We start from the raw sequence: 13,598 nt of genomic DNA, 5'->3' as shown, positions 1-13,598 counted from the left end.
AATGACGGTGCAGTTGCTGGTTCTGTTCTCAGGACCGAGCGGACTTCAATCCACGATGGACAGGGGCTCCGAACGGTGATCTTCCTCAAAGGGTGCCCGCTAAAGTGTCAATGGTGTTCGACTCCTGAATCTCAGCGATCGGATTTTGAAAGAGGGTATGCCCGAGATCGCTGTGTAAGTTGTGGAATATGTGTGCGCTCATGCCCTGAAAGTGCCCTTTCGATGTCAATGGATGATCAGAAAGTACTCACCGATTTCTCTAAATGCAAGAACTGTTTTGTCTGCGTTAGGAAATGTCCACACAATGCCTTAAAAAAATATGGGAGCCTCATGTCCGTACAAGAAGTGGTTCAGGAAATTACTAAGGACGAAATTTTCTTTTTTCATTCGGGAGGGGGAGTAACCATCAGTGGTGGCGAACCCTTAATCCAGCCCGATTTTGTCTCAGAGGTCCTGAAAGAGTGTAAACAGCTTGGGATTCACACCGCGATGGAGACCAGTTTTCATGCCCCGTTCGAGAGTATCAAAATAATTTTGCCTTGGCTCGATGTTCTCTACGTTGATATTAAACAGATGGATCCAACGATTCACAAACAGTGGGTTGGCCGTGATAACAAAGTTATTCTTGATAATCTTGTAAAAATTGATCAGTCTAATTATTCTCTCGACATCATTGTGCGCATCCCCATGGTTCCAGGAGCCAATGACTCAGATTCGAATCTAGCGGCAACGGCAGAATTCTGCAAAGCCTTGAATAAACTCCGAGAGATAGAGTTGTTGGCCTATCATCGCCTTGGTCTGGAAACCTATAGAAATCTAGGAATCGATTATCCATTAAAAGACCTAATCCCGCCGTCGCAAGAGCAAATTTTAGAACGGGCCGCTTTTCTGTCCCAACAAAATCCAGGTGTTCCGATTCGAGTTAACGGTGTGGTCCTTTGAGAAAAATGCCCAACGGTGAGTTATATGCTAAGAAGGAACAAAGCAACATTTGGAGTGGTAAAGTTGGTAGATGGCCAAATTATTAATATAATGAAATATTCGATCCATGATGGACCCGGTATTCGGACCACGGTTTTCTTAAAAGGTTGTCCACTGAACTGTCAGTGGTGTCACAACCCTGAAAGTCAAAGGTTTGGTCAGGAATTACTTTATAGGCCTGACCGATGTATCGGTTGTGGTTTATGTTTAGAGGTTTGTCCAAATGGTGCGATTATAGCTAAGTCGGGAAACTTAAAATTCCTTCGAGATCAATGCCAGGTCTGTGGTGCATGCTGTCAGGTTTGTTATGCCGGGGTAAGAGAGCTTGTAGGAAAGACCATGTCAGTGCGCGAAGTGCTGGCTGAAATCGAGAAAGATGTCGTCTTTTATGACGAATCGGGAGGCGGGGTAACCTTTTCCGGAGGGGAAGCTGTTATGCAGCCTGTTTTTCTTTTGGAAATGCTTAAAGAGTGCCGGAAGAAGGAAATTCACACGGCTGTGGAGACCTGTGGCTATGTAAACCTTGAATTCTTGCAAACCATCAGCGAGTACGTCAATTTATTTCTTTATGATTTAAAACTTATGGATAGTCAGAAACATCAAGCACTCACTGGAGTTCCGAACGAACGTATCTTAGAAAATCTAAGTTGGCTTGTCAAGAACCATTCCCGAGTCATTGTGCGAGTGCCGATCATTCCGGGAATTAATGATGATGAGGAGAACGTTGCCCTAATTGGAGAGTTTGTAACCTCTTTAAAACAGGGCCAGGAACTTCATCTGCTACCTTATCATAAGGCAGGGGTGGATAAGTACCAGCGCCTTGGTCGAACGTATCTGCTGCCTGAATTACAATCTCCAGGCCACGAGCGTTTGGAGCAGATCGCAGGAAAGTTGGAACAGTTAGGGCTGAAGGTTAAAATTGGGGGGGGCTCAAAATGAATGAAAGAGTAACCAAGCTTAGGCAACGAAGCCTAGAGACGGAAGCCTATATTTCTGCTGAAAGGGCAGAGTTAATGACTGAATTTTACCGTTCGGCTGGTAATTCCTCTGTTCCTGTGCGAAGAGCCTTGGCTTTTAAGTACATGTTGGAACGCAAAGAGATTTGTATTAACCCTGGGGAATTGATTGTCGGGGAGCGAGGGGAGGCACCCAAAGCAACCTACACTTATCCAGAACTATGTTGTCATACCCTTGAAGATTTGGATATTCTCGATTCTCGCCCCAAAATTTCGTATAATGTCAGCCCGCAAGTACGGGACGCTTATGAACACCGTATTATCCCCTATTGGGAAGGGAAATCGATGCGTGATCTTATTTTTGCGGAGATGTCCGAGACTTGGAAGGCCGCTTATGATGCGGGCATCTTTACTGAGTTTATGGAACAGAGGGCACCAGGGCATACGGTGCTCGATGATAAAATCTATCGTAGGGGTTTTTTGGAGTTCATCGCTGATATTAATGATCATTTGGCGAGACTCGATTATTTGAACGATGTTGAGGCGTATCAGAAGCAGGAAGAACTTAAAGCTATGCGGATTAGCGCCGAAGGAATTATTCTTTTCGCAGAGCGGTATGCCGAGAAGGCCAAAGAGTTAGCCCAAATGGAAACGGATGTCTTGAGGAAGGCAGAATTGGAGAAGATCGCTGAAATCTGTTCCCACGTCCCTGCCCATGCCCCCCGGACTTACTGGGAGGCTTTGCAAGCCTATTGGTTTGTGCATCTAGGGGTTATCATCGAACTTAATACTTGGGATGCGTTTAACCCTGGAAGGCTGGATCAACATTTATATCCCTTTTATAAGCAAGGCTTAGCCGAGGGTACGCTGACTGAAGAAGAGGCGAAAGAGCTTTTAGAGTGTTTTTGGGTAAAGTTTAACAATCAACCGGCACCGCCTAAAGTCGGGGTCACGGCGGCGGAAAGTGGTACGTATACAGATTTCGCTAATATCAATAGTGGTGGGCTAAAAGCGGACGGTTCGGATGGGGTTAATGATGTCACTTACCTTGTTTTAGATGTGATCGATGAAATGCGCCTTTTGCAACCAAGCTCAAATATTCAGTTAAGCAAAAAGAATCCGGACCGTTTTATGAGAAGAGCGGCCCGGATCATACGCAAGGGTTGGGGGCAACCTTCTGTGTTTAACGCCGATACGGTTGTTGAAGAACTTTTGCGCCAGGGTAAATCGATTGAGGATGCTCGGCAAGGCGGGACCAGTGGTTGTGTGGAAACGGGGGCTTTCGGAAAAGAGAGTTACATCTTGACAGGGTATTTTAATTTGCCCAAGATTTTTGAATTGGTCCTACACAATGGGCTTGATCCAAAAACCGGTCTGCGCTTGGGCTTGGAAACTGGAGATCCTAAAGGGTTTAGTTCCTTTGCAGAACTGTTTGCGGCCTTTAAAAAGCAACTTCACTATTTTATCGACGTTAAGGTTAAAGGCAGTAATATAATTGAGCGACTTTATGCCGCCTATATGCCGTCCCCGTTCCTTTCCATACTGATTGATGATTGTATCGCTAAGGCTAAGGATTATAATGATGGCGGCGCCCGCTATAACACAAATTATATCCAAGGCGTTGGCTTGGGTAGCCTTACAGACACGTTATCAGGCATCCGTTACCATGTCTTTGACCAAAAGGATCTTACAATGGAGAAACTACTCAAGGCTTTAGAGGATAATTTCTTGGGTCACGAGGGAGTGCGCCAACTCCTTTTGAACAAGACCCCCACTTTGGAAATGATCATGACTACGCCGACGAGATCATGGTGGACATTTTTAACGCGTACTATTCTGAAGTGAATGGCAGACCGAGCACTAAGGGCGGTGTTTACAGGATCAACATGTTACCTACCACCTGTCATGTCTATTTCGGGTCTGTCATTGGGGCTACGGCTGATGGCCGCCGGGCCTGGGAACCTCTTTCAGAAGGGATTTCTCCGGTTCAAGGGTCTGATCGGTTGGGTCCGACAGCAGTTATTAAATCTTCTTCCAAGCTGGATCATGCGCGGACAGGAGGGACCTTACTGAATCTAAAGTTTACTCCCCAAGTCCTAGAGGGTGATGAAGGACTTGAAAAATTAGTCCAGTTGGTTCGGTCCTATTTTAAATTAAGTGGTCATCATATTCAGTTTAACGTTGTGAGTGCCAAGACCTTACGGGCTGCTCAGGGTGAGCCGGAAAAGTACCGAGATCTAATCGTGCGCGTAGCTGGATATAGTGATTATTTCTGTGATTTAAGTGAAGCATTGCAGGAAGAGATTATCACTCGGACAGAGCATGTGGCGTTCTAACTGAACACAATAAAACAACTAGTATCCATCCTTAGGATGGATACTAGTTGTTCAGCAAGTTGGGGCAAATTAATTCGAACCCTTGTGTAGCAAGGGTTAAAGAACTTTAAATTAAAGCGTGCCACTACATTTGCTGTCAAACGCCAGTCTGCCAGTGCTGGAGGGAAATGGGAGTCCTTGCTTCACATTTAACTTCCTATGATTCTAAAGCCTTCGGGTAGTGGGTCTTTGGGATCGAGCACTAATTGATTGAAGCCTACGATTTGGGCAGTACCGGATACTTCGGTCAGAACCGCATCATAGTCTCCTACTTTGGTTTGTTCGACGAACTTTCCTTCAAAGGGAGTATTGATGATGCTGTAATTGATCAGGGTATCTCCCTTTTTTAATTCTCCTTTATGATAGTGTAAGGCCACTCTTCCGCCAGTTCCAGTACCGGTAGGAGATCTATCAACTTGTCCTTCTGCAAAAATGCAGACATTCCTGGTCACGAGTTTGTCCCCGTCTCTGAGTGGTTTCTCGTAGAAAATAGTTCCGTAAAGCCAATTGACTCCAGATGTCGGATGGTTAAATTCCATCACAGCCATGACTTTATTTTTAATTTCCATTCCCATATGGACTAGTTTTTCAGTATTTTCGGGAGTCACGGTTAAACCGACTTGTTTCGAATCTAGATAGACGTAAAAGGCACCACAATACACGACGTCGGCGGTAATATCTCCTATACCCTCGACAAGGACGGTGATGTTTTCTTTATAAACGAAGCAAGGTACATTTTGAAATCTAACTCGTTCTACTTCTCCATGCTTGACGTCTGCATAGGCCGTGATTCTGCCAGCAGGCGCGTCGATTTTAACCATATTCTCACCCTCATGAGAGATGAGCATGCCAGTTTCTATGGCAACCTTAGTCACCCCAATAATGCCATGCCCACACATGGAACTTAACCCTTCGTTGTGTGTAAATAAGACGCCAAAATCTCCATCTTCAGTGACAGCAGGAACAAGGATGCAGCCGTACATTCCACTATGCCCCCGGGGCTCTAACATGATTAGCTTCCGCAAGTGGTCATAGTTTTCTAACATATACTGTCTCTTTTCGAGCATAGTCTTGCCATGAATGGGGGGTAAACCTGAAGTGATGATTCGAAGAGGTTCTCCAGCAGTATGGGCATCTATGCAATTGATGTAATGCTTAAAATTCATTCTTTTTGTCTCCTTCCTATAAGTACGGTCGAGGTAATAAGGTGACTATGCATAGTTCGGAACAGGTCCACGAATGTCTATTTACATGCAGATTTGATGATCTACGATTCTTCAAAGGAAAATTTCTGACCGATGTCATACTGCAAGGCTCTCTGATAAATTTGATGGGCTGTTACGACATCTTGAACGGCTATCCCTACTGTCTTAAAGAGTGTGATTTCTTCAGGAGTTTCACGTCCCGGGAGGATATTTGAAATAACCCTACCAATCTCTCCCGTGAATTTATCCGGGGTAATCGTGCCTTTGGCTAAGGGAATAATGAAATCACCAGACTCTGCTAGTACTGCTTCCTGGGAATCAAAGTAAATCTTATCCGCTCGATGTAGGATAAACTCATCTAATTCCTGCATGTTAGGTAGATAGGAACCGACACCGTTGATATGTGCTCCTGCTTTGACCAAGCGACCGTCGAAAACGGGCTGGCGGGATGTAGTCACAGCAGTTATGATATCAGCATTCGCGATTGCTTCCTCTGAGGTCTCTACTGCCCGTAAAAGAGTCCCGAAATTCGCAAATTCCTCGTTCATACGAGCAACAAACGATTGAGTGCGCTCTAAGTTAGTGCCATAAATGCGGACTTCCGTAAGCTTCCTTACCGTCAGCATGGCCTCGAGCTGGGCAATGGCCTGTCCTCCCGTACCAATCAGTGCTCCAATTTGGGCATCTGCACGTGCCAATAGGTCGGTAGCCGCTCCTGCTGCAGCTCCGGTACGAAGTTGAGTGAGGTAGGTTCCATCTAGTATACAGCATACTTCACCGCTTGTTCCATCGATCAACGCCATCGTTGCTGGAACTGAGGGGATACCTTTTTCGATATTATGAGGAAAGACCGAGACGATCTTTACCCCCATACTGTTCAGTTTTTCCACGTAACCAGGCATGAATAAAGTTTGACCTTCATAGTTGGGCGCACCTATATTAACCCTCAAAGGGACGACACTGCCTCCTTCTGAGTAGATACGAAAAGCCTGTTTGTCTGCTTCCACAGCATCTTGCATAGTAAAGATCCGTTGGATGTCTTTCTTGTTGAGTAGTAGCATAATACCCCTCCGTCCTTCCGTTTATTATAATACACTATCGATTTCAGATAGAATTGTCAATGCATTACCCAGAGTTCACTGACAAACACGTCATAATATTAACTTTGTCAATTTCGATGATGAGGAGATTTTTAAATTGATTAAGCAACCGCCCAGTATTTTTAATGATGTGATTGGTCCTATTATGAGAGGTCCTTCCAGCTCCCATACAGGTGCTGCCGTTAGAATTGGCAGTTTGGTCAGGCAAATGATTAAAGGTAGAATAAAGGAAGTATTAGTGGAGTTTGAACCTCAAGGATCTTTAGCAACAACTTACCATGGGCAGGGTTCGGATATTGGGTTTGTTGGCGGGCTTTTGGGTTATGAATTATGGGATGACGAATTAAATGATTCACTAAAAGAAGCCGTTGAAAGAGGGGTTTTAATCCAATTTAGAATTGCGGATTTTGAAGCTTCGCACCCCAATACCTATAGAATCAGCACTTTAGACGATCAAAATGAACGAATCTCTTTAATGGCTATCTCAGTTGGTGGCGGTATGATTGAAGTCCAAATGATTAACGAATTGTCAGTCAATATTGCAGGAGATTTTTTTGAAACGGTCTTGTTCTTTGAACCTATCCATGCAGAGTTATTAAACAATCATAAAGCAGTCATTGAACAGACCGTAAGCAGTATAGAATATATAGAGGATTCTATAATAAATAATCGCGGATTAATCAATATTAAAACTTATCATAAGTTACTAGAAAACGATATTTTAAAGCTCTATGAATTACCAAATATAAGTAGTATTATTCAATTAGAACCAGTATTACCTATTCAATCAAAAAAGCATTGTTTGGTTCCATTTAGTAATGCTCAGGAAATGCTTGATGTCGGGACCAAACAAAGTTTGGCACCCTGGGAGTTAGCAGTGCTATATGAAAGCGTCAGAGGAAGTCTGTCACAAGAAGAAGTTTTTGAAAAGATGAGTAATATCGCGAAGTTAATGTGTAATGCCATAGAGCAAGGATTAAAGGGAACGGTTTTTAAGGATAGGATTCTCGGGCCACAAGCTTGGATGGTAGATAAGGCTAACAGAGAAGCTAAACTAATACCTACGGGTGTATTAAACCGGATAACCAGTTATATTACTGCTATTATGGAGGTTAAAAGTTCAATGGGCGTCATTGTGGCTGCTCCCACTGCAGGATCATGTGGGGGGCTACCAGGAACAATTATTGGTACAGCAAAAGAAATGAGTAAGAGTGTTGAGGATATAACAAAGGCTATGCTAGCGGCGGGAATCATAGGGGTTTTTATTGCAAATAGATCTGGGTTTGCTGCTGAAGTGAGCGGATGTCAAGTAGAATGTGGAGCATCATCCGGGATGGCAGCTGCAGGTTTAGTTCAATTAATGGGAGGGACTGTGCAACAAAGCATCGATTCAGCCTCTATGGCACTTCAAAATATTTTAGGCATGGTTTGTGATCCGGTTGCGGGGCGAGTGGAAGTGCCTTGTTTAGGGAAAAATGTGATGGCGGGTTTTAACGCTGTTGCCTGTGCCAACATGATTATAGCAGGATTTGATAAAGTGATTCCTCTTGATGAAACATTAATCGCCATGGATCAGGTTGGTCGGATGTTGCCTATAGAACTGAGATGTACGGGTTATGGAGGTCTATCGACAACCGAAACTTCACAGAATATTTATAATCGGTTAAACAAACTGGATTAAAACGGGCAGGAGGGGTTTTATGAATCGTGCTCACGTAAATTTGTACTAGCTAGAGACTTTGCGGTATCCTACATCGGTTCATATCTAGCGGTAGATAAAATATAAGAGCCTGTTTCTTTCAAATGAAAAGAAACGGGCTCTTATATTTTAACTTAACCATTTTGTAACTATTGTTAAGATCTTTGTAAAAAACAATTTAGTTATTAGGTGTATTGTAAAAGTATCGCGATAGGGTGGTTTTTTTAAGACTGAGACAAGAAGTAGGGAGAGGAAGAGAAAACTTTGTCCAAAATGAAACTCAAAGGTTGTCTGATATTTATGGCATGCTTTTTAGGTTTTAGCGTTTTTTGGGTGGGAGTATTTCCTTACTGGAGTATAGCTACTCAATCAGTTATTCCACTGCAGAATTCGCCAGCTCCGAACCAAGCGTCCGTTATTTCTAGTAACAGGACGGTACTCTTGGATCAAACTGGCGTTATTGACAGTAATGAAGCCCCATCAACGACAGTTAAAGAGTCGGGAACGTTGACGTCTCCGAGTTCTCAACTGTTCGACCAAGGAGAGTATCCGGTTAAAGCGCCTCTCTCGCAAGCAGAGGAGGGCAACCCTCAGTCCTCAACAGGGGAGACGCTGTCGCCTTCTGAGTATCCATCCGGGACGTTTCCACAACAACCCGTCCAATCCAAGTTAAAACCAAACATAATCATCTCAGGTACAGATAAAGAAGATTTGTTTCCTACTCCACTACCTGGGCCAGCGGGGACGCCCATTCATCCATACTATGATGAGGCTGGCAACCCACCTACTGCTCCAAGTTTAGCCATGCGCCAGCGCAAATTTCAACCAGAGCATGAAAAAATGGCTTATTTGACGTTCGACGATGGCCCGTACCCCAGCACAACGCCGAAAATTCTTGCTATTTTGGCCAAAGAGAATGTCCGCGCTACTTTTTTTGATATTGGCCAGCAGGTGGAGCTCTATCCGGATTTACTAAAGGCGGAGTATGAGCAAGATAATGCGATCGGCAACCATACTTATTCTCATAAAATGGCTGAGGTGTATAAGGGACCTAAGGACTTTCTGGCCGATGTGAAGAAAGCTGAGGAGATAATTTATCAGACCATTGGTCTACGACCCCAAATAGTTCGCGCCCCAGGAGGTACGGTTGGTCATTTTAATATTAATTATTTTAATACTATGGACGCAGAAGGTTATTTAATGGAGGACTGGAATGTCGATTCGGGGGACACTGATGCTCGTTTAGTCCCTGCTGATCAGTTAATTCAACATGTTGAGCAGCAAATTCAGGGAAAGACACGGGTAGTTATCTTGTTACATGATTTAGTAGGGAAGAATACAACTGTTGATGCCTTGCCAGGGATTATTGAATTGTTGAAAAAGCAAGGATTTTCGTTTGGGGTTTTAGGTCCTCATGTTTTGCCTATTGTGTTTCCCGCAGGTTTACACAGCTAAGACAATGAACTCGTTCAACTAAAGTTGAACATCAAGACTTCGGTGACGAGAATTTTACATCCAATTAAAATCCTCTTTAGAGGAGCCAAATGGGTTACAATAGAAGTACAGGAACATATGATCCTGTAATACCAGAAAGATGGAGTGGTCAGATGAAGGATATAAAGGTAAAGGTACTGGTCGTTGAAGATGAAGAGTCGATACGGCGCTTTATTACCCTTAACCTGAGCGCGGCGGGTTACTTAGTAGGTGATACTGCGACTGGGGAGGAAGCACTTGTAATGTTGAAGACCTTTGTCCCAAAGGTTGTGGTGCTTGATCTCATGTTGCCTGGTATCAGTGGGCTGGAAGTCTGTCAAAAAATTCGAGAGACCATGCAAGAAACGTTTGTGATTATGCTTACTGCCAGGGGCCAGGATACGGATAAAATTCTTGGCTTGGAACTGGGCGCAGATGATTATATGGTAAAACCGTTTAATCCTTTAGAATTGATTGCTCGGGTTAAGGCCGTTTTGCGGCGAGGCGCGGGATTTAGGGACCCAAAAGAGATCTTTAATTGTAGGGATTTATGCTTGAATATTACTGCAAGTAAATTTTCTAAGAGTAATCATGAAATTGAGTTGACCCCCATCGAATTTGCTTTGTTAAGAGTATTTATGGAAAATCCTGGGAGGACACTTAAGCGCGAAGAGATGCTAAATACTGTCTGGGGTGACGATTATTTTGGGGATACTAAAACATTGGATGTCCATATTAGGCGCTTACGGGAAAAGATTGAGGACAATCCTTCGCAACCCGAGTATATTAAAACAGTCTGGGGTTCTGGCTACCGATGGCAGCAGGAATCTTAAAATGAAAGGCATCCGGGCTAGGCTGACAGCCAATTTTATGATTGTCATCATCATCACGGTTACCATTCTCGAAGTGCTCCTTATCTACACAGTACGCCAAAATTACTATGGGAGTTTAGAGGGAAGCCTTACTAACCAGATTAAGATTTCCGCTGATTTGTATGCTAAGTATTTCTCGGACACCTCTCTACAGGAAAATGTATTATATAATGTTGATGCTTTCTGGAACCAAAGTAATGCCGAAGTGGAAATCGTCGATAAGGATGGCAGTATTGTGATGGACTCTCTGGGTGAGATCCCCCCAGGGAATGTAGCAATAAACGATATCAAGGATGCCTTAAACGGAGAAACAGGGAAATGGATTGGAAGATTAAATGGACAAAAAGTTATGGCTGTGGCATACCCGTTAAAGGCCAACAATGAAATAGTGGGGGCCATACGATTTATCACTTCCTTGAGCGCTGTGGACAAGGATATTCAAGACACAGCCTATATCTTTGTCTCAATCGGCCTTGCAGTGGTTTTTATTGCCGGGCTGATTAGTGTTTTTTTAGCTAATACGATTATTGTGCCTTTGCAAGAAGTTACGGAAGCAGCCCAAGAAATGGCTGCAGGCAATTTCCAAGCGCGTAGTAAGAAAACGCATGAAGACGAGATCGGTAAGCTCTCAGACACTCTAAATTATATGGCCGATGAGATTGTGAAAAAAGAGCAGCTCAAGAATGATTTTATCTCGTCGGTTTCGCATGAGCTACGTACACCGTTAACGTCAATCATGGGCTGGGCGATTACTTTGCAAAATGAACAATTCCAACAAAAAGAGATGCTGGAAGACGGTCTGGGGATTATCGCTAAAGAGAGTGAACGACTTACTCTAATGGTAGAAGAACTGCTGGATTTCTCCAAGTTTGTCTCCGGCCGGGTGAATCTGCAAAAGGCAGAAATTAATTTGGCCTCTCTTATGGAGCATATTCAGAAACAATTAACCCCAAGGGCAGTACGGGAGAAAATCAACTTCACCGTTCAATACCCTGAAGATTCGCCGAATTTCTTCACTGATGCCAATCGACTCAAGCAGTTGTTTATTAATATTTTGGATAATGCCTTCAATTTTACGGCTGCAGGCGGACGGGTCAGCTTTAACGTAGAGATGCAAAACGAGAAATTGTTATTCACTATATTGGATACTGGCTGTGGAATCGCCAATGATGAACTACCTATGATCAAAGATAAATTTTATAAGGGAAAAAGTTCACGCTCAAAAAATGGGATTGGGCTATCAATATGCGAGGAGATTGTGAACCTAATGGGTGGGAAGTTGGAGATTGCCAGTGAACTTAATCAAGGGACAAAGGTGTTAGTCACCTTACCTATAAGGGAGAGCTTCTATGCTTAAGGCGTATAAAGTGGTGCTTGCCGGACTTTCTCTCCTCTTGCTCGGGGGCTGTGCCAACCTTTCCTGGACGACAGCGGGTAAGATTATTCCTCCAGTTCACAATATCTGCCCATTGGAGGGACAATGGAAGGTAAATCAAACCATGCAAAGCAATGGGAATTCTGGAGGGGATAATCAGAGCTGGGAAGGCAAGACGATTCAGTTCACACGAGAAGTTGCTATGCTGGGTGACTATGTCTGGAGCAATCCAGCCTTTAAAATAAAAAAAGTTAATTCTACCAATTATTTAATGACCAAATATTTGAACTTGTCCAGTACTTTAATGCCAAATAGTAAAGAAGTAGAGGTCATAACTGTATCCTCTGCAGAGAGTTTCCTAGGCGAATTCATGAAAATCGATGAGACAAAACTCATAGCCTTTGTTCAGAATAAGGCACTATACCTTCAGAAAGTCTCAGATCAAGTGGACAGTTCTTTAACCTCTGCTAACCTCAATGACTTTAAAACGAACAGGCAGAACAATTTGGGAGCATCCGGTGTTCTGGTGGGGCTAAAAATTCCGAAGGAGTCAGGTGCTAACGGCGACGAGGATCATACCGACTTCACGTATCAAACTTTATGGTTGGCTTTAGATAATAAAAAGCTGCATCCAATTTTAACGGGTAACAACATCTTTTTCCCGCGCAGTAGTGGCTTTTGGGAGCTTCAGGTACGCCAAGTACAGGAAGGAGCAACAATGGAAGATGTGTTATCTGCTCATGATGTTTCTACTAAGGCCCAGGAACAGCGACTGAGGACCATGGAAATTAGCCGAGGAGAAGATAAAAAGGGAGCGAGTAAAAAAGTCATTGATTATATAGGTAATGACTATGTTGCAGTGGAAAACGACATAAACGGAAATCATTTACAAGTATTACCGGTGGATAAAATCTCTACACCAGAGGGGATCAAGTTGTCTGACTTATTATTGAACAGTGGGTTTGCTACTTTTAGCAACGCTAGGGCCCAAGCGCGCCGGTCTTTAAACACTATTAACAATATCACTTCCTTCGATGATGACGGGTTCGAACAGAATTTCGGGCTTATCCGTAAAAATGGACATTGGTATCTCCGAGGTAGAATTAATTATTATGATCAAGATTCTAACGACCCCAACTATATGGATTTTAACGTCAATTTGGTTCCCCCAGCCAAATTAATTTTCTACGATACTTTATGGCTAAGCTGGCAGTACATTAAAGACCGCGTTCCGGATGCCGTGGATGCGTTTACCTCTCCTAATCAAGATATGGCCCTTGTCCTAACAAAGACTAAGCTTCAGGTTTACGCTATCAGCGCAGGTCAATTGGGGAACGAACCTTTGGCTAAAATAGACTTGCAGTCGGGGGCATCTGTCATTATGGCTGAGTGGGCAACGGGGTCTTACGTTGATAATTGGGAAAAAGCGTTTCGTGTCGATGGTGCTGCAGTAATGACAATGGAAAATGCAAGATGAACAGGCCTCGCGTTATGGATGCTCAACCTTGACGGCGGGTCACCGCAAAGGATAATCGCGGGTCCGTCTTCTGGGAAGCAGTTTT

At 43.7% G+C, this 13,598-nt stretch carries 9 protein-coding genes and 1 pseudogene; 8 read left to right on the top strand and 2 right to left on the bottom strand.

Going from position 1 to position 13,598, the window contains the following annotated elements; translation table 11 throughout:
- The 3 genes and pseudogenes from UF75_RS20300 to hypD form a co-directional block, all read left to right on the top strand.
- Positions 1–942: glycyl-radical enzyme activating protein (locus UF75_RS20300; RefSeq protein WP_082075260.1), on the top strand; the 942-nt coding region annotated here is incomplete at its 5' end.
- Positions 943–1,032: 90 nt separating this feature from the next.
- Positions 1,033–1,920, top strand: coding sequence for a glycyl-radical enzyme activating protein (locus UF75_RS20295; RefSeq protein WP_348983082.1), 888 nt, complete (start codon positions 1,033–1,035; stop codon positions 1,918–1,920).
- Positions 1,917–4,273 (top strand): annotated as a pseudogene (gene hypD, locus UF75_RS20290) (trans-4-hydroxy-L-proline dehydratase). Before UF75_RS20295 ends, hypD begins: the two are co-directional and overlap by 4 nt.
- Positions 4,274–4,461: 188 nt before the next feature.
- Here hypD and UF75_RS20285 read toward each other — a convergent pair.
- Together UF75_RS20285 and UF75_RS20280 are read right to left on the bottom strand one after the other, a co-directional pair.
- Positions 4,462–5,478 (bottom strand): proline racemase family protein, encoded by a 1,017-nt coding sequence (locus UF75_RS20285; RefSeq protein WP_045576374.1) that lies wholly within the window; start codon positions 5,476–5,478, stop codon positions 4,462–4,464.
- 101 nt (positions 5,479–5,579) lie between these two features.
- Positions 5,580–6,578, bottom strand: a complete 999-nt coding sequence (locus tag UF75_RS20280) for an ornithine cyclodeaminase family protein (protein WP_045576373.1) — start codon at positions 6,576–6,578, stop codon at positions 5,580–5,582.
- Between the two features lie 136 nt (positions 6,579–6,714).
- Here UF75_RS20280 and UF75_RS20275 point away from each other — a divergent pair, with 136 nt between their 5' ends.
- The 5 genes from UF75_RS20275 (at position 6,715) to UF75_RS20255 (ending at position 13,513) form a co-directional block, all read left to right on the top strand.
- Positions 6,715–8,298 (top strand): L-serine ammonia-lyase, iron-sulfur-dependent, subunit alpha, encoded by a 1,584-nt coding sequence (locus tag UF75_RS20275; protein ID WP_052693482.1) that lies wholly within the window; start codon positions 6,715–6,717, stop codon positions 8,296–8,298.
- Positions 8,299–8,589: 291 nt separating this feature from the next.
- On the top strand, positions 8,590–9,771 hold the full coding sequence (locus UF75_RS20270; RefSeq protein ID WP_242860364.1) for a polysaccharide deacetylase family protein: 1,182 nt from the start codon (positions 8,590–8,592) through the stop codon (positions 9,769–9,771).
- Between the two features lie 152 nt (positions 9,772–9,923).
- On the top strand, positions 9,924–10,622 hold the full coding sequence (locus tag UF75_RS20265; protein ID WP_045576377.1) for a response regulator transcription factor: 699 nt from the start codon (positions 9,924–9,926) through the stop codon (positions 10,620–10,622).
- A gap of 1 nt (position 10,623) precedes the next feature.
- Positions 10,624–12,018, top strand: a complete 1,395-nt coding sequence (locus tag UF75_RS20260; protein ID WP_045576372.1) for a HAMP domain-containing sensor histidine kinase — start codon at positions 10,624–10,626, stop codon at positions 12,016–12,018.
- A complete protein-coding gene (locus UF75_RS20255; protein ID WP_045576371.1) occupies positions 12,011–13,513 on the top strand; it encodes a hypothetical protein in 1,503 nt (500 codons plus the stop codon). Before UF75_RS20260 ends, UF75_RS20255 begins: the two co-directional genes overlap by 8 nt.
- Positions 13,514–13,598: the final 85 nt, after the last annotated feature.

It is taken from the genome of Desulfosporosinus sp. I2 (assembly GCF_000960765.1).
Lineage (GTDB): Bacteria > Bacillota > Desulfitobacteriia > Desulfitobacteriales > Desulfitobacteriaceae > Desulfosporosinus.
Note: the sequence above shows the minus strand (reverse complement) of the source record. Positions and strands in the feature narration are given on the sequence as shown.

Excerpts from the sequence above, each read along its gene's own strand:
- UF75_RS20255 (WP_045576371.1), top strand. The coding sequence starts at position 12,011 with ATGCTTAAGGCGTATAAAGTGGTGCTTGCCGGACTTTCTCTCCTCTTG.
- UF75_RS20265 (WP_045576377.1), top strand. The coding sequence starts at position 9,924 with ATGAAGGATATAAAGGTAAAGGTACTGGTCGTTGAAGATGAAGAGTCG.
- UF75_RS20270 (WP_242860364.1), top strand. The coding sequence starts at position 8,590 with ATGAAACTCAAAGGTTGTCTGATATTTATGGCATGCTTTTTAGGTTTT.
- UF75_RS20280 (WP_045576373.1), bottom strand. The coding sequence starts at position 6,578 with ATGCTACTACTCAACAAGAAAGACATCCAACGGATCTTTACTATGCAA.
- UF75_RS20260 (WP_045576372.1), top strand. The coding sequence starts at position 10,624 with ATGAAAGGCATCCGGGCTAGGCTGACAGCCAATTTTATGATTGTCATC.
- UF75_RS20285 (WP_045576374.1), bottom strand. The coding sequence starts at position 5,478 with ATGAATTTTAAGCATTACATCAATTGCATAGATGCCCATACTGCTGGA.
- UF75_RS20295 (WP_348983082.1), top strand. The coding sequence starts at position 1,033 with ATGAAATATTCGATCCATGATGGACCCGGTATTCGGACCACGGTTTTC.